This is a genomic window from Pseudarthrobacter sp. TRD_SC_9 (genome assembly GCF_055361265.1).
In genome coordinates, this window is the sequence record NZ_CM143956.1 from 133,849 (window position 1) to 149,851 (window position 16,003).

At 61.9% G+C, this 16,003-nt stretch carries 11 protein-coding genes and 1 pseudogene; 7 read left to right on the plus strand and 5 right to left on the minus strand.

Annotation, left to right across the window (positions count from 1 at the left end):
- The first annotated feature begins 326 nt into the window (after window positions 1–326).
- Complete coding sequence (locus tag ACWA13_RS00645; protein WP_463937980.1) at window positions 327–407, plus strand: hypothetical protein; 81 nt, start codon at window positions 327–329, stop codon at window positions 405–407.
- A gap of 180 nt (window positions 408–587) precedes the next feature.
- On the opposite strand, the gene ACWA13_RS00650 is transcribed toward ACWA13_RS00645, so the two are convergent.
- Window positions 588–1,358: a PIN domain-containing protein gene (locus ACWA13_RS00650; RefSeq protein ID WP_463936048.1), complete on the minus strand. Its 771-nt coding sequence runs from the start codon at window positions 1,356–1,358 to the stop codon at window positions 588–590.
- A gap of 135 nt (window positions 1,359–1,493) precedes the next feature.
- Here ACWA13_RS00650 and ACWA13_RS00655 point away from each other — a divergent pair, with 135 nt between their 5' ends.
- The gene (locus ACWA13_RS00655) at window positions 1,494–2,267 is read left to right on the plus strand and encodes a YfbU family protein (RefSeq protein WP_463936050.1); all 774 of its coding nucleotides are present in this window, start codon (window positions 1,494–1,496) and stop codon (window positions 2,265–2,267) included.
- A 198-nt stretch (window positions 2,268–2,465) separates the two neighbouring features.
- On the opposite strand, the pseudogene ACWA13_RS00660 reads toward ACWA13_RS00655, so the two are convergent.
- Window positions 2,466–2,867: pseudogene (locus tag ACWA13_RS00660) on the minus strand (recombinase family protein); the annotation flags it as partial.
- Between the two features lie 59 nt (window positions 2,868–2,926).
- Here ACWA13_RS00660 and ACWA13_RS00665 point away from each other — a divergent pair.
- The gene (locus ACWA13_RS00665; protein WP_463936051.1) at window positions 2,927–7,504 is read left to right on the plus strand and encodes an NACHT domain-containing protein; all 4,578 of its coding nucleotides are present in this window, start codon (window positions 2,927–2,929) and stop codon (window positions 7,502–7,504) included.
- Between the two features lie 521 nt (window positions 7,505–8,025).
- Here the strand turns inward: ACWA13_RS00665 and ACWA13_RS00670 are convergent.
- On the minus strand, window positions 8,026–8,898 hold the full coding sequence (locus ACWA13_RS00670; RefSeq protein WP_463936053.1) for a serine hydrolase domain-containing protein: 873 nt from the start codon (window positions 8,896–8,898) through the stop codon (window positions 8,026–8,028).
- Window positions 8,899–9,152: 254 nt separating this feature from the next.
- On the opposite strand from ACWA13_RS00670, the gene ACWA13_RS00675 reads away from it, so the two are divergent.
- The 3 genes from ACWA13_RS00675 to ACWA13_RS00685 all read left to right on the plus strand — a co-directional run bounded on the left by ACWA13_RS00675 (window position 9,153) and on the right by ACWA13_RS00685 (window position 11,642).
- A complete protein-coding gene (locus ACWA13_RS00675) occupies window positions 9,153–9,452 on the plus strand; it encodes a putative quinol monooxygenase (protein ID WP_463936055.1) in 300 nt (99 codons plus the stop codon).
- A 121-nt stretch (window positions 9,453–9,573) separates the two neighbouring features.
- Window positions 9,574–10,665, plus strand: a complete 1,092-nt coding sequence (locus ACWA13_RS00680) for a glycoside hydrolase family 26 protein (RefSeq protein WP_463936056.1) — start codon at window positions 9,574–9,576, stop codon at window positions 10,663–10,665.
- Window positions 10,650–11,642: a carbohydrate binding domain-containing protein gene (locus ACWA13_RS00685; protein ID WP_463936057.1), complete on the plus strand. Its 993-nt coding sequence runs from the start codon at window positions 10,650–10,652 to the stop codon at window positions 11,640–11,642. The genes ACWA13_RS00680 and ACWA13_RS00685 overlap by 16 nt, the downstream gene beginning before the upstream one ends.
- A 31-nt stretch (window positions 11,643–11,673) precedes the next feature.
- Here ACWA13_RS00685 and ACWA13_RS00690 read toward each other — a convergent pair whose 3' ends face one another.
- Window positions 11,674–12,879, minus strand: a complete 1,206-nt coding sequence (locus ACWA13_RS00690; RefSeq protein WP_463936059.1) for an ROK family transcriptional regulator — start codon at window positions 12,877–12,879, stop codon at window positions 11,674–11,676.
- A 59-nt stretch (window positions 12,880–12,938) separates the two neighbouring features.
- On the opposite strand from ACWA13_RS00690, the gene ACWA13_RS00695 reads away from it, so the two are divergent.
- Window positions 12,939–13,847 (plus strand): LacI family DNA-binding transcriptional regulator, encoded by a 909-nt coding sequence (locus ACWA13_RS00695; RefSeq protein ID WP_463936061.1) that lies wholly within the window; start codon window positions 12,939–12,941, stop codon window positions 13,845–13,847.
- On the opposite strand, the gene ACWA13_RS00700 is transcribed toward ACWA13_RS00695, so the two are convergent.
- Window positions 13,844–15,988 (minus strand): alpha-galactosidase, encoded by a 2,145-nt coding sequence (locus ACWA13_RS00700; protein WP_463936063.1) that lies wholly within the window; start codon window positions 15,986–15,988, stop codon window positions 13,844–13,846. The genes ACWA13_RS00695 and ACWA13_RS00700 overlap by 4 nt on opposite strands.
- Between the last annotated feature and the right edge of the window lie 15 nt (window positions 15,989–16,003).

The following is a 16,003-nucleotide window of genomic DNA, read 5'->3' on the forward strand; positions in this document are numbered from 1 at the left end:
ACAAAATTCCAGTTGAAGCCGAAAGCCCATGCTGCCGCCCCACCGGCAATGAAACTCAGGGCGACGATAGCCGTCCGGCAAAGCCTCAAAGGTTTGACCGAATAAAAAAAATTTTCAGATGACAGGCCCCATGGGGCGAGCGATGCTCACCGTGATGTCCGCATTCGCTCAGCTGGAGCGTGACCGGCTTGCGGAGAGGACCAAGGCTGGCATGGCCGCGGCTGCAGAGCATGGGCGGAAGGCCGGCCGGCGGGAAGTGACTGCCGATCATGTGAAGGGTCAGGCGCGTCAGGGACCTCAAGGCGCAAGGTCTCGCTCCTGCCGACATCGGGAAAATCATCGGTGCCAGCCGGGCGACGGTGTACCGCTACCTCAACCTCGCAGGAAATGATGGCGTTTTGGACTGAGAGAGGGGCGATTGCAGCTCTAGCTATCTTACAGGCGAAGGTCTAGGCAGAAAAAAACCCGGCCCAACGAGGGACCGGGTGAGTTATGCACTTAGCTTATTGCATACTGTAAGACGCTGCAAGTTGAAGCTGTAGTACAGGCGCATGAACGGCGGCTTACTCAGTGGTCTACCGAAGGATCTACCAACCGTTGGGGCGGGTGATGGTTCCGATGGTGGCCGGCAGTTGGTTGGAGGTGAAGTGGGTAGGTACCACCTGCCAGTTCCAGTGGGTTGAGGTGGGGATGTCCTGCTTCGGAATCTTGAGTGCTCCTGCTGTGAAGCCAGTGCTTGGGTTGATGACTGCCGTGGGCATGAGTGTTCGGACGTGTTCGACAGGGAAGCGGAGGTCACTATCGTTGGAGATGACCATGACTGCGTCGACCTGTGTGGTGAGGGCGTCGATGAGTAGGTGCGATGCCACGTTGACGTCGCTGCCCTTTTCCTCGGTGTGTAGGTAGGACACCAGGAAGTTGGCGTCTGGTACGTCGGCGCCGGTCGCGTCCTTGACCATTAGGGGCCAGGCCGAGCTGACGAGTTGAGGTGTGTTGTTCTTGCCACGAGTGGCCAGGGGGGCGTACTTGACCTTCTGCTGGTAGTAACCGCGTTCCACCCTGTCTGCCGAGCCGCTGTTCAGTAGGGCTCTGATGTATGCATCTTGGTGCTGGAAGCCGATCGGATCAGACGCAGCGCTGATAGGTGCGGTGCAGTACACCAGGCGGTCGATGGTGGCGTTGCTCCAAGTAGATGCGCCGTTCCAGCCCTTGGCAGTGGCCTGGTGTAGGTAGGTGTTGATGACAGCCTGTGAGAACGCCCGAACGTCCAGCCACCTCCACCCCTGAGTGGAAGCACCACAGTGGCCCTTGCCGCCGTAGTACAGATTGAACGCATCGACGTAGACCCCAACCCGCATCCCAACCACCCCTATCTCCGTAAGTCTTCGAGCACCCCGCATGATGCTGTCCCACTCTAGGGCTTGCATATGTAGTCGCGCAAGCGCATACTGTCTTACACGTACACGCAGACGGTCGATTGAAGAGGTGCATGAATGGCTACGGTAACTATTCGGTTGGATGAGAATCTTCGGGATCGTATTTCTGAAGAAGCGGATAAGAAGGGGATTACTGTCAGCACCTATGTCCGGGGTGCATTGGAGAACCATCTGATGTTCGCTCAAACGGCCGAGCTCGAGAGCCCACGTCCTCCTGATGCTGATGGCATCGATCTCTCGCCATTCCAGCGCAGAGTGTTGGTCCAGCTGCACAGGGCAGTTATGGCCGCTCAGGGACATCTTTCAGATGAGTACGACCGTGAGGAGGAGGGTCGACAGATCCAGATCCTTGAGCATGGGTTCGAGGGGGACTACTCCGATGAGTTCGCCGGCATCAATCCGCCTATGTCCCGTGCACAGTGCGAGTTGGTGTGGGACATTCTCGACATGTTCCGCATCCTCAATGCAAGCGTTGACGCCCTTGGCAGCGGGGAAGAGGGAGATGGATGGCGGAAGCTCGGCGTTCACCAACGGTACGGGTCCTTCCGCGGATTCGACGCCAACCATGCGGTGGAGCACAGGTTGCTGAGCTACACCAGGTTCCTGGTCAAGAACGGCCGGTGGGAAGAGCAGGCAGACTTCCTGAAAGGCCGTGAAAGGGGGAACTCGCATAGGCAGATGATCCCCACATACCGGTCGATGCTCAGCGTCTTCAAGCCGATCTGGAGCCAAACCGTGAAGAGCGGAACGCGGTGGCATCTCACGGAGAAGGATCTACGCACGGTGTTCAACGAGGTTCCCGGAGCAGGCCCAGACCACGACGAGGATTAACAGACCGGGTGGGTCCGAGATGCCTCATCCAGCCATCCTGAATCAGAAACCTCGAACGCAAGCAGTTTTGAGACGAAACTCGGCAACACAACTTATCAAGACAAACTGAGGGCCGTGATTTCGGGGGAGTGGCGGCGCGGTACTCGACCCGATCGCATGTCTTAGAACCTTTAGGTTTACGAGGCACCGCTAAAGCGGTCATGAAGTCGTAGGTCCGGCTGTTCGTTGGATTTCCCGGTACACGGTGGTCCGGGAGACGCCCATGCGTTCGGCGATCTCGCCTCGCGTGTATTCGCCGGCGTCGACGAGGCCAAGCAGAGGCTTGCGCTGGTGCTCCGAGAGCTTAGGCTGCTTGCTGCGGAGCCGACCTTTGGCTTTGGCGACAGACATGCCCCTGCGGGTTCAGGCGCGAATCAGGTCGGAATCGAACTCGGCCACGATGCCTAGAATGTTGAACAAGAGCCGGCCAATCGGGTCTGTCGGATCATAAATACTGCTGCCCAGACTCAGCGTGACACCTTTACGAGTGAGCTTATCGGCGATGTCACGGGCATCGATTGCTGAGCGTGCCGGCCGGTCGAGCTTTGTCACGACCAAAGTGCCGCGACGTTACCCGTTCATGGCGGTGTTTGTCGCCCGGCGGAAGTAGTATGTTACTTGTGACCGGCGTCCCTCCTTCCTATCCAGTTGAAGGAGAGAGCGAGAAAGCCGAACGTCCGAACAGCGCGACAAATCCCATGCCACGAGATCCGGCGTCCCGAATGGCCGGTGCCGGCGGTGGGGTCGCTGACAAACTGGGCAACAAGTACGAGCTGGCCTGGGCCATTCGTCACGCTCTGCTCTGCATCATGGACGAGCGCCGCAGTCTCACACTCGAAGAGATCGACCCTGAGCTTGCAGATGGTTCGGAGTTCACCTACATCAACGAGCACGGTGACGTCTCGGCGACCCAGGTGAAGCGCCAAAACAACATTACCGATCACTGGACGATTGCAGCGCTCAGAGGTCGCGGGGTCTTGGCAGCAGCTGCTCGTCACGTTGCGGCGGGGCGTGAGTTCCACTTCAGTTCTATGACTCCGAGCGGGGCGCTTCGCGTAATGGCTGGCCTGGCGCGGCAATCGGCGGACGCACAGCAGTTCGTAGCGCATCAGCTCACAACGGGCTTGAGACCAACCTTTGATGAGTTGACCGCGGCGAATGTCTTCGGAACTACTGAGGCGGCATGGGAGATCCTCCGAGGAATGTGGATTGAGGTTGAAGTCGAAGAGCAGCTGGTCACGACCAATGCCATGCTCGCTCAGGTGAGCTTGGAGGGGGCGACCGGCAACCTCATGGCAGTTGCCATAGGTGCGGTGCTGCTAGACAACCTGCGCAAGCGGATGACACGCCGTGAACTGCTTAACGCACTTGCTCGCGATGGCATCACACCACGCGGCTCCGACGCACGTCGAACGTCCCACGAGCGAGTAGTGGCGACGACCCAGAGCTGGCGCGGCACGATTGAGCGCGAACTGCTCTCGCCGCCGATTGAGAGGCAGGAAGCTGCAACTCTTGTCGACCTTATGGTTACAAAGCGCCTCGCTCTTGTCGTCGGCGCTGGCGGTTGCGGAAAGAGCTCTGTTCTTTATCAGGCGGCGGGCGAGTTCGAGGCGCAGAATGCCGAGGTACTGGCGTTCCGGCTTGACCGCCGCGGCGCTTTCGGTTCGACCACCGAATTGGGCACTCAGTTGGGTCTCTCGACATCGCCGGTCACGGCGCTGCGAACGGCGGCAGACGGCCGAGATGCCATTTTGATCATCGACCAACTTGACGCCGTGTCGCTAGCTTCCGGGCGCCTCTCGGAGCGCTACGACGTCATTGCCGATCTCATCCAAGAAGCTGCGGCGGTCGACGGCGTGCGCGTCATCTTGGCCTGCCGACTATTCGACGTCGAGAACGATCATCGCATCCGCAAACTAGATGCTCGGAACGATGTCGAACGCCTGACCATTGAGTCGTTGTCCGACGAAGCGGTGATGGACAGTGTCTCGGCCATGGGTCTCAATCCAGCCTTGCTGACGGCTTCGCAACGTGCACTCCTCAGGTCACCGCTCAACCTCGTCCTACTGGAAACGCTTGCCGACCAGCCAGTCGCCCTTAACTTCACCTCCCGAGGCTCGCTCTTCGAAGCCTTCTGGCAGCGCAAGGAACAAACCTCTGAGCAGCGGCGTCCTGGAACGCTGTTCAACGACGTCCTGACCCGGATCGCCAACACCGCGAGCGACCAGCAGACGTTGTCCGTCTCGGTCGAGATCCTCCGTCCTGGTGACTTCATCAGACATGCGCGGGTCCTCGCCTCCGAGCAGGTCATCGCGATTGAGGACGACCGCGTGTCCTTCTTTCACGAGACCTTTTTTGACTTCACGTTCGCCCGCCAATGGCTATCCCGGCAACAGACGATGGTCGATTTCCTTTGCGCCCAGGAGCAAGAGCTGTTCCGGCGCGCTCAGGTACGGCAGATTCTTGAGCTCCTCAGTGAGCGAGATCCGGATCGGTTCCGGACCGAGGTCGAGGCAGTCCTTAACAGCGCAGATGTTCGCTTCCACATCAAGGAGACGGTGGTCGCCGTCTTCGCGAACGTGAGCGCTCCGACGTTCGAGGATGTCGAACTTGTGCTTCGCCTTGCCGAGAAGGAATCCACGCTCATAAGACAGCTTTGGCGGCAGCTCGCACGTCCTAGCTGGTTCGAACGGTTCTACACCCTCGGCCACATCGAAGAGTGGCTCGACAGTGGCGACAGCACACTGCGAGAAAGGAGCATCGACTGGATGGGCAACGCCTGCGCCGAATATGAAGCCGAGGTGGTTGACCTCTTGAAGACGCGGTACCCGTCACCCGACTACGTGAAATGGCTCCGTTCGGTGACACAGCGCGCTAACCTGCACCAACACCGGCGGCTGTTCGAACTGCTGCTGGACGCAGTCAGTGCCGGCGAGATCAACGCGGCCGACCACAACCTCTGGCTTTCGGCACACGAACTTGCGGAACACAAGCCACTCTGGGCAGTCGAGATGCTCAAAGCCTGCTTTGTAGAGAGTCCGTCTGCGCTGGCCCTTGGTAGCGACGGCAAAGTAGCCCTCCTTGGCGTACATGAGTATGGCGCCACTCAAATGATCAAAGCAGCATGCAAAGCCGAGCCGCAAGCGTTCGCGGAGGCATTCGTGCCGCATCTGCTGGCAGTCATGGAGGCCACCCACTACGACCGCTACGAGCGAGATCTGGTTCGCGACCGGCGCTTCAGCCTGAGGTTCCGGACGGAGCGGAGCTACGGCAATGTCGATGACGCGTTGTATAACGGCGCGGCGGACGCGCTCGGACAATGGGCACAGACGTCGCCGGAGACCATCGAGTCGATGCTGCAATCCCTGGCCGCCAACGAACACGACGCGGCGCAGGCCTTGTTATATCGCGCTCTGATTGCTGGGGCCGACACCTTCGCCTCATGGGCAGCTGAGCTGATTCTCCAAGGAGGCACCCGCCTCGAAGCGGGATACCTTTCCGATGTGCATTGGCTCTCACGTGAAGTTGTTGAGGCCATCGCGCCGATCGTCAGCGACGAGGTCCACCTGCAGCTTGAACTACAGCTCCGCGACCTTCCCGCCACATATAAATCTCCCGACCCCCGTCGCAGGCTTCGATCGTTTGGCCACACCGCATTCAAGTTCCTGTCCGCGCTCGACCGCGAGCGGTTAACTTCAGTAGGACTTCGAAGACTGCAGGAGTACCAGCGCAAGTTCGCCTCGGATGTGCCCGAGTCCCCAACCGGCATCATCACTTACACGGTCGGGTCACCCATCGCCGCGGCAGCCACACAGAGAATGAGCAACGCGCAGTGGTTGAAGGCCATGTCAAAGCACGACAGCGATGATCGGGACTTCGGCAGCGAGGTCGGCGGCGCCCGCGAGCTGGCCGAGCAACTGAAGGCGCGAACGGCAGAGGATCCACATCGATTCGCTGGATTAGCCATGCAGTTGACCTCCGCGACCAACGAGGCTTACCCCGGTGCCATCCTGAGGGGCTTCGGAGAAGCATCCATTTCGGAGGACGCGCAGCGCGCTGTCTTCGACGCGATACGGCACGTCATGAGCCTCGGCCTCGATGATAGCGACCGCTGGCTTGGCTGGGCCGTCCGTCACGTCCTTAACGAGACACCCCTAGATATCGTGGCGATGGTCCTCGACCGGGCGCTGCATGCTCCTGACCCTGTCGACAACTCGCCTGCCTTCGTACGTGAAGACGATGAACACGCTGGACGTGACCTGTTCCAAAACGGCTTCAACACGTCGCGCGGGAGTCTGGCTGAATCGCTCGGAGACCTCCTGGTCCATGATCCGGATGGCACGCGCACGGAACTTGTAGCCCCCCATCTCCTGGAGCTTGCAAACGACCCAGTTTTGAGTGTCCGAGCCTGTGTTGCGCACACAATCGCTGCATGCCTACGGTATGCACGGGCAACGGCGTACGAGGCGTTTGAACGCCTCATCGAGGCCGACGATCTCCTCCTTGCCTCGGACATGTTGGACGACCTGATGATCTACATCGGCAACGCCGACCCGCAAGTCATCGATCCGGTAATCGATCGCATGCTCAGCTCGACAGCTGCAGAAGTCCGGAGGGTAGGCGGCGTCGTGGCTGCGTTCGGCGCGTTGCAATGGGAGCGTCCGGCGATCATGGATCGAGCCCTCGCTGGTGATGTAGAAGTTCGACGTGGCTTGGCTGGACTCTGCGCCGCTAGGGTTGATCGGTCCGCTGATTCAGCACTCGTGCTAACGACTCTGCGCCGGCTAATGCATGACGAGGACGATGAGGTTCGGAAGGAAGTTGGAAGCCTGGCCGGTCATCTCCGCGGGGACGACCTGCGCCCCTACGCCGGATTCTTGGCTGACTTGATCGAATCACCGAGTTACGTACACGCGACCCCGCAACTGCTCATCACACTGCAAGAAGCGCCGGACAAGGTCGACGATCTTGTTGACCTCGCTGCACACCGCTTCCTAGACATCAATGGCAACGACGTGTCCGATATGAGGACCGGTGTTGCCGGAGATGCTCACTACATCTCCGATCTGGTGGTTCGTGGGTTGGCGCAGACTCGCGACCGCGCCCGCATCAAGGCCCTGCTCGATATTCTCGATCGGTTGCTGGAACTCGGCGTCTACGGTGTCCATCGGGCAATCGACGGAGCCGTGCGCAGTTAGTCGATGACACCCCGTTTAGCCTTCCAGTCACCTCAGCGTTCAGGGTGACGGTGGCCCCTCTAAGGCCGGTGCAGGGAGCTGCGTTCCCCGGCGCAAAACGGGATCTGTCCGGTGTTTCCTCGTCGGGCGTGCTGCTGAGTGTTGCTCGGCATATTCGATCGGTGTGCTGAACTGGTCAGCAGGATCCTCGCCGGTCGGAGTGTGTGCACGGACCTCAACCAAGAGGTAGTCGTGGAGGTATCCCGCACCTACTTGCAAGGCTTACACCTCGAGTGCGATTGCCAACTTGTCTCGCCCGGGCGACTTCCTTCCCTCTAGAGACGATGGTTATCGGCTGCCGTGGCAAAGGTCCTTTCTGCCTTTATGAGGCAACCACTGCCGCTTACTCTTCGAGCACTCGCAGCCTGAGCACTCAAATCCTTTGTGCCCGTTCCAGTTCGGGCCGTGCAAAGCACCACGCAACCGGAATTGAGGAGTTGACGCCCTACAGGTTTTTGTACTGGATCACACATCAAAATTGCCTATGGTCGCAGGTCCTGCAGCAGCCTAAATCCGTGCCGGTCTACCGATGCGGACGCCGCGGATAGAAGCACGACGCCGGTCCCGGCCTCCCGGTCCATGCCCATCCACGAACGGAAGCCACCGGTTGCTCCGTTGTGCCAGGTGATGGCCCGTCCCTTGACGTCGAGGGTCATCCAGGCGGCGCCGATACGGGCGGCCGGGCCTGCAAAGTTAGTCGCAGGATCCAACGCCGCCATCCCTGGAGCCGAGCCATTCAGCAGCGCGAGGAGTAGTTCGCCCATATCCGCGATGTTGCTCCGCCACCCGCCCGCCGGAGCTAGGGCTTCGCCGGTCCAGGGTTGCATGGGCCTTCCGGATCTGCTGGTACCCGTCAGCGCGTTGACCCCCAGATCATCGGGAGAGTACGCGGCGTAAAAGGAGGTCAGGCCGAGGCGTTCGGTGAGGCGCCGGGCCACGAGGTCCCGGTAGCCGGTGCCAGCTTTGGCGGCAATGCCATGGCCCAACAGCTCGAATCCCAGGTTGGAGTAGCGGGCTGTTGGCGATGACAACTTTGTGTTTCTCGCCTGGGCCAGCAACTCATCAAGGGACTCGCCATACGGGTTCTCGCCCCGCAGCAACAGCGCCACCGTCCGCTTGAGGGTGCTGCCGGACTCGGCCAGCCGAGGCAGGCCGGACGAATGCCTGCTGACGGATTCCACGGTGACCCCAGCAACGGGGGAGTCCGCCAACGGCAAGAGCTCACCCAAAGTGGTGCTGGCTTGCAGCTCACCCCGTTCGAGTGCATCCGCGTAGAGCAGTCCGGTCAAGCCCTTTGAAATGGAGCCGATTTCGTAGTCGGAGCCTAGCGGAGCGTTGACGCTCGCCGTCGTCAATATCCCGTCCTGCACCCTCGCGAAGGCCGAGGCGCCAGGCTTTGACCACGGCGTGGAACGCTGCAGGCACGTCAAGAGTGCGTCTTGCGCAGCCTGATCACCGTAGAAGCGTAGGTCCTGCCGATTGTTTACTGTGCCACCGTTTCCACCCATGGCGCCAAGTATCGCAGAGCGCTGGTGACGCCACAGTGTCCACTTCGCGAATACTTGGCTGCACCCCAGCCGTTGTCAGTGCGGTGCGGCACACTATCCCTATGACCTTTGCAAACGTGGGAAGCCTAGTAGCCAAACCAGGGCAGCGCGATGCCGTGGTGTCCATCCTGCTCCGCCCTATGCCGGGGCTGAAAGACGCCGGTTGCCTGCTGTATGAGGTGGGCGTCAATGACGAGTCTCCGGACACCGTGTTCGTTTCGGAACTGTGGGAGTCACCCGAAGCGCACCTGGCATCGCTTCAGCTGGACAGTGTCCGGGCGTCCATCGCAGAAGCAATGCCGCTGCTGACCGGCGAAATGGGTGGCTCCCAGTTCCGGGTGCTGGGCTCGCCCCTGCGTTAGACGTGGTGGGCGTGCTGGCTACGAGCAGGCTGAGGCAATTACTTTACTAAATTAAGTTAATTGCCTACGCTGATGCCCGGACCAGGCAACGCGGCGTGGTCCGGAAGAAGACAGGACCACAATGAAACCTTCAGCTGAACTTCTTCGCCGTTTTCGAAAAAGCGGTGTAACCCTGCTTGTCGCTGCGCTGGCAGCGTCCACTTCCGCCACGGCTGTGGCGGCTCCACCAACGTTCCCGCAGGGTTCGGGCAAGGCGGAAAGTGTCTCCCTGGTGGATCCCGAAGCGACGCCCCGGACCGCCTCGCTCTTCTCATACCTGCGCTCGCAGCAGGGGAAGGGGATTCTGTTCGGACACCAGCAGGACACGGAATTCGGTGTCACCTTCGCTGCGGAGAACGCGGACGGTATGCTCTCGGACGTGCAGGCCGGCATCGGCGACCATCCCGCCGTCGTGGGTTGGGATTTTGGCCACCACGGTTACGGTTCGGCGCCGGGCAGCCCCACTCCGGAGGAGAACTTTGAGCACACGGTAGGCCTGGTCAAGGCCGCGGACAGGCTGGGCACCATACAGACCTTCTCCGCCCATATGGACAACTTCGTCACCGGTGGTCCGTTCAATGACACTGACGGCGCGGTTGTAGGCAGGATCATGCCCGGGGGCGATCACAACCAGCAGTTCACGGACTACCTGGACAGGGTGGCGCGTATTGCGCATGCCGCCGTGGATGACAACGGCGCTCCAATCCCCATGGTTTTCCGGCCTTTCCATGAAAACGCAGGATCGTGGTTCTGGTGGGGCGCAGCCCACGCGTCCGCCGCAGAGTACATCGAGCTTTTCCGCTACACCGTGGAGTACCTCCGTGACGTAAAGGACGTCCACAACTTCCTGTACTCATACTCACCCGGCGGCGGATTCAGCGGAATCAGCGATGTCTTCCTTCGCACGTACCCCGGCGACGATTTTGTTGATGTCCTGGGTTACGACAACTACGACAGCTCCAACGGGTCACAGCAGTGGCTGGATGGGTTGGTTGCCGATCTGGCCATGCTTTCCCGCCTGGCGGAGGAACGTGGCAAAGTAGCGGCGCTGACCGAGTTCGGCATCACCGGAGCCCTGAAGGAAAATGGCCAAAATCCCACACTGGACTGGTACACCAAAGTACTCGGGGCCCTGAAGGCAGATCCGAACCCCGCCGCATGGCCTGGATGCTGACCTGGACCAACTACGGGACCGGACAGTTTTTTGTGCCCTACCCGGCCACCGGGGACCTGCCGGATCACGAAATGCTGCCGGATTTCCGCGCCTTCGCAGCGGATGATTTTACGGTGTTCCGCTCTGACCTGTCCCAGGCCGATGTGTGGCAGCGCAAGGTGAAGACCGTCCAGCACCAGCCGGCTATGCATGTGTTGGCCCCGGTGGACGGATCCCGGATCACCGAAACGGAAACGACCGTCCGGGTTCGCGTGACCGACGCCAAGGCCAAGAAAGCATGGTTTACGGTAGGGGAGGACCCGGCGCGGCATGCCTTGGCCCTGGACACCGCCTCCGGCTACTACACGGGGACCTTGTCGCTTCTCCCCGAGGCGCTGGCCAATGTCCGGACCACCATCAGCGTCACCGCCGAACTGGCCAGCAAGGCCAGCCTGACGTCCGTACAGCATGTGGTGTTGGGCGAGAAGCCGGCCCCGGTAGCGGGGGTAGTGGATGATTTTGAAGACTACGCTAATGACGCCGAGCTCGGGGGCGCCTATAGCGCGGTCGGCGCCAACAAGATCTCCCTGTCCGCGGATCCGGTTGGCAGCGGGGCAAGTGCCCTCCGGTTCGACTACGATTTCACCCTGCAGAACTACACCGGGATCACCCGGCGCGTGGACGGCGACTGGTCCGCCTTCAGTAACTTTTCGCTGTGGCTCCAGCCGGATGGATCGAGGCAGAAGCTGGTACTTCAGCTGGTCTGCGGCGGAGTGGCTTACGAGGCCTACCCTTCCCTCAGCGGAACTTCTGCTCAGAACGTCACCATCCCGTTCGCTGACTTCCGGCCCGCTCCCTGGGACACCGCAAACGCCGACCGGCGCATCACAGCAGAGGACCTGAAAGACCTCTCGCAGTTCAACATCTTCATCAACCAGGTGCCCGGCGGGAGCTCAACCACCGGAACCATTTACCTGGATGACCTGAGGGCCAGCTAAGAAGGGCGGCGTCTCACGAGGGCTGCTGTGGTCAGGAAGGATGCGACAGGCTGTGCTGCAACATCAGCGCCGCCGCTCCCACGGATGCCGCATCTGATACCTGCGCGGACAGCCTCACTGAGACGCCGTGCTTGGCTGCAGCCAAGGCTTCATCGCGGAGTCGTTCCCGGATGAGAGACAAGTAGATCGATCCGGCAGTGGCGAACGAGGGACCTGCCAGGGTCACGGAGTCCAGGTCCAGGATATTGACCAGTGCTATGACCGCATCTGCGATGAAATCCGCTGACTCTTCAATGAGCTCCACGGAGAGACGGTCGCCGTGGACGGCGGCGGTGGCAATCGCTGCGAAGTCACCAAAGGTGTCGAAATCACTGGACAGGACGGCGGAAGTTCTCCTGCCGGACCCGACGGCGGCCCTGGCACGTTCCGCCACCGCTCGCGGTCCGGCGACCTCCACCAGCGTCTTCCCGGGGCTGTTGCGGTCGGCCTGGAATCTCACACTTCCCAAGGAGCCGGTGTTGGAGCTGGCACCCCGGTAGATGGACCCGGAAAAGAGCAACCCGGCGCTGATGCTCGCTCCCATATAAATGGTGCAATGAGCGGTCGCCTCGGGAATCGCACCGCTCCAGAAATCGCCCATGGCCGCGGCGGTCGCTACATTGTCCAGGAGTGCGGGCAGCCCGGACGCTTCCTGCAATGTGTCCCGGACCGGAAAGTCCTCCCACAGCGCCATGGTGGGGGAAGCGAGGATGGAACCGGCCTCCACATCCAGTACTCCGGGCGCCACAACGCCAATGCCGGCAACCACTTCCGGCCGGACGTCGGCAAGCTCCAGCAGGATGCCCACTTCTTCGGCCAACTGACCCAACACGTCCTCCGGCGGCCTCAACCGGGCTCCCCGGATCCGGGTCCTGGCCAGGACGGACCCGACGGCATCGGTGAGCACCACCACGATCCAGTCCGCGCCGATCTGGACGCCCACACTGCACCGGGCCAGCGGGTTCAGGTCAAGCAGGACGCGCGGCTTGCCCTTGCTTCCGGTGAAGGTCTTTTCGCCGGTTTCCACCAGGAGACCTTCGTCCAGCAATCCACGGACCAAATTGGAGATGGATGCCTGCGTCAGTCCTGTGCGCTCAGCCAGCGCCACGCGGCTGACAGGCCCCTCGGCGCGGACCCGGTCAAGGACCAGTGCCCTGCTGTTAGGTGCTGCTGAAGTAGGCGTGTGGACGATGGTCATGGGCGGATTGCGGCTCGGCTCATGTGCTAAGTATGGCCGGTGGGCGCCATACTTAGCACATGGAGATCGACGCGTCGACAACTGACCGCCCGCCGCGATTCGGCATCGCCGTGCAAAGCAGGAACGGGCCGCACGCCTCAGATCCGTTCTTCGAGGAACTGCTGGCGGGTATGGAAGAGGAGCTGGACCGGCACGGCGCCACAGTGTTCTTGAGACAATTCACCTCTTTTGACGACGAACTGCGTGCCTACCCGCTATGGGCGAAGTCAGGTGCTGTGGACGCCGTCGTGCTCGCGGATTCCACTGACGCGGACAAGCGGGCGGAGGTCTGTTGGACGGCCGGATTGCCAGTGGTGGTCCTGGGCGGTCCGCAAACACCCGGGGTGTCATTGGTGGACGTGGACAACTCCGGGGCAATGGAAATGGCGGTGGATTTCCTGGCGGACCTGGGGCACAACTTCGTGGGCCGAGTGTCCGGACCCACATACCTGCACCACACCAAGGCCAGGAGCGCGGCCTTTGACGGGGCGTTGGCACGGAAGAGTCTGCGGGGCATTTCCGTGGAAGGGGATTACACCGACGTCTCAGGGGTCGCCAGAACCAAAGAGCTTCTGGCAGGAGCCGAACGGCCCACTGCCATCGTCTACGACAACGGCGTGATGGCGGCAGCCGCCCTGGACGCTGTCAAGGAACTCGGCCTGACGGTTCCGGGAGATGTATCCCTGCTGGCCTGGGACGATGGACCGCATTGCAGGCTGGCGGATCCTCCCTTGTCGGTGGTTAGTCTGGACGTCTATGAGCTGGGCAGGATCACGGCCGGACTGCTGATGGGAACCTTCTCCGGCTCGATCCAGACGGTTGTCCATGTGCCTACCGGCCGCGTGGTTGTTCGCGGCAGCACGGCGCCGCTAGACGGTGCGGGCCCTGATCCGCGGGGGTACGGGCCCGCACCAGCAGGACTTTTTTAAGCCTCCACTGCATGCAGGACCATGGCCTGTGCTGGCCACAGCACTGGAATCTGCAGGCCTTCAGTGGCCAGGACCCTGCCAGGAAGGATCACTTCACCCGCTGAGAACCAGGGCGGTGTGATCCAGCCATGCCGGGCAGTGCCCAGTTCATTGCGGACCCGGACGCGGTATCTTTTGCCCGGATCCAGGCCGTAGAGCCGTACCTTTTCCGGCAGCGCATCCCTCAGTGTGGCCACGGAAGCGACAGTCCATACGCCTTCGCTGAGGTTCGGCAGGACTGCGCCGGTCACCCTGAGTGCAGGATCGGCGACGTCGGCATGTACCGCGGTGCCCGTGTGCAGGATGTGCCGCAGTTCCTTGTACAGCGCAGCGAAGGCCCGGACGGTCACCAGCTCTTCCTCGGTGCACTCCAGCAGGTTCCACTCGAACCCGGCAGATCCCATCAGGCTCGTTGCCGCACGGTAGGAAAAGTCCAGGACGCGCCCGGAACTGTGCGAATTCGTAGGGCCAACATGGCCGCCCACCTTCTCGGGCGGCAACAGCAGCTGGGTCCAGCGCTGGATGTCCTGGCGCTCGATCGCATCGTTGGAATCTGAGGCCCAGACGCGGTCCGTGAACTCCAGGATGCCAAGATCCGTCCTGGCCCCGCCGCTGGAGCAGGACTCGATTTCCAGGCCCGGATGTGTGGTCTTCAGCTCGCGCAGGAGACGGTAGACGGCCAGCATGTGCTCATGGGTGCCGGGGCGCCCGGAGTGCATCGGCTCAATCAGGTCCCGGTTATGGTCCCACTTGATGAAGTCGATGCCGAGGTCTTTGACCAGTGCTGAGATTTGGCCACGGACGTGTTCGAAGGCGCCAGGGTTGGCAAGGTCCAGCACGTACTGCGTGCGCCAGGACAGGCCCTCTTCAGCGGCCGTAAGGTGGCCGGGGTTGTGCAACAGCCAGTCAGGATGCGCTCTGGCCAGGTCCGAATCCAGGTTCACCATCTCAGGTTCAAACCACAGCCCGAACTCCATCCCGAGCTGGCGCACCCTGTCGGCCAGGGGCTGTAGGCCATCCGGCCACACGGCCTTGTCCACCACCCAGTCGCCAAGGCCGGTGGTGTCATCGCGCCGGGACATGAACCAGCCGTCGTCCAGGACAAAACGTTCGACGCCGACCTCGGCAGCGCGCTCGGCAAGCCGCAGGACGGTGGCGGGGTTGTGGTCGAAGTAGACGGCTTCCCAGGTGTTCAGCACCAACGGACGGGGTCCGGAGGGGTGGTGCGGGCGGGCACGCAGGGCGCCGTGGAAACGCGCCGAGAGTCCGTCGAGGCCGGCGTCGGACCAACTGAACCAGGCCTTCGGGGTGCTGTAGCTTTCGCCGTGCTGAAGGTTGATCTCTCCCGGACGCACCAGTTCCCCGGCGCCCAGGAGGATCGGGGCGTCCGTCATCCGGTCTGTGCGGTAGGTGACGTCGGCGCTCCAGCCAAGGTGGACCGCCCACATTTCCCCGCGGCGGTCACGCGGCCTGTCGATGCTGGCGATCTCCAGGTGCGGAGAGTCATGCCCGCCGCGGCCGCGCCGGGTCTGGCGGTTGACCGCGCCCTGCGGCATCTCAGTGGTGTAGGGGGCTTTCTCGCGGGTCCACCTGCCGGTGAACATGGTCAGGTGATCGGCAGTCTTTGGCACGGGCAGGACACTTTCCAGCCACTGAACCTCAACGGAGCCGCCGCCGCGGTTGGTGAGTTGGTGCACCACGGTGACCACGCCGCCGGTCTCCATGGAAAAGGTGCTGAGCAGCTCCAGCCCGGAGGCGTCGTCGGAAGCCCGGACCTGGGCACTGTCGGTGCCCTCCTCCACGGATTGGACCGTCCACCGGGGAAACAGCGGCAACGTGTCCCGGGTGGCCAGCAGTGCGGGGCGGCCGGCCCAGCCATCGCCTTCCTGGGGCAGGATGCTCAGCTGCCACGCGGCGTCGAGCGTTCCCGGCGCAGTCTGGCGGCCGCTTGCGGCAACAAGCTGCTCAAGGTCCGCGTCCTGGAGGTCGCCAAGATCGGCGCCCCAGTGCAGCACGGACGGCAAGCCACCGGGGAAATGTTGCAGGGCAAGGCTGGCACCATCGCGGCGCAGTACGGTGAAGCGGGGTGCGGACTGTGGCATCTGGTCTCCAATGAG

Coding starts and splice junctions, on each gene's coding strand:
- ACWA13_RS00650 (WP_463936048.1), bottom strand. CDS start 1,358: ATGCGGGTTGGGGTCTACGTCGATGCGTTCAATCTGTACTACGGCGGC.
- ACWA13_RS00655 (WP_463936050.1), top strand. CDS start 1,494: ATGGCTACGGTAACTATTCGGTTGGATGAGAATCTTCGGGATCGTATT.
- ACWA13_RS00675 (WP_463936055.1), top strand. CDS start 9,153: ATGACCTTTGCAAACGTGGGAAGCCTAGTAGCCAAACCAGGGCAGCGC.
- ACWA13_RS00680 (WP_463936056.1), top strand. CDS start 9,574: ATGAAACCTTCAGCTGAACTTCTTCGCCGTTTTCGAAAAAGCGGTGTA.
- ACWA13_RS00685 (WP_463936057.1), top strand. CDS start 10,650: ATGGCCTGGATGCTGACCTGGACCAACTACGGGACCGGACAGTTTTTT.
- ACWA13_RS00690 (WP_463936059.1), bottom strand. CDS start 12,879: ATGACCATCGTCCACACGCCTACTTCAGCAGCACCTAACAGCAGGGCA.
- ACWA13_RS00695 (WP_463936061.1), top strand. CDS start 12,939: ATGGAGATCGACGCGTCGACAACTGACCGCCCGCCGCGATTCGGCATC.
- ACWA13_RS00700 (WP_463936063.1), bottom strand. CDS start 15,988: ATGCCACAGTCCGCACCCCGCTTCACCGTACTGCGCCGCGATGGTGCC.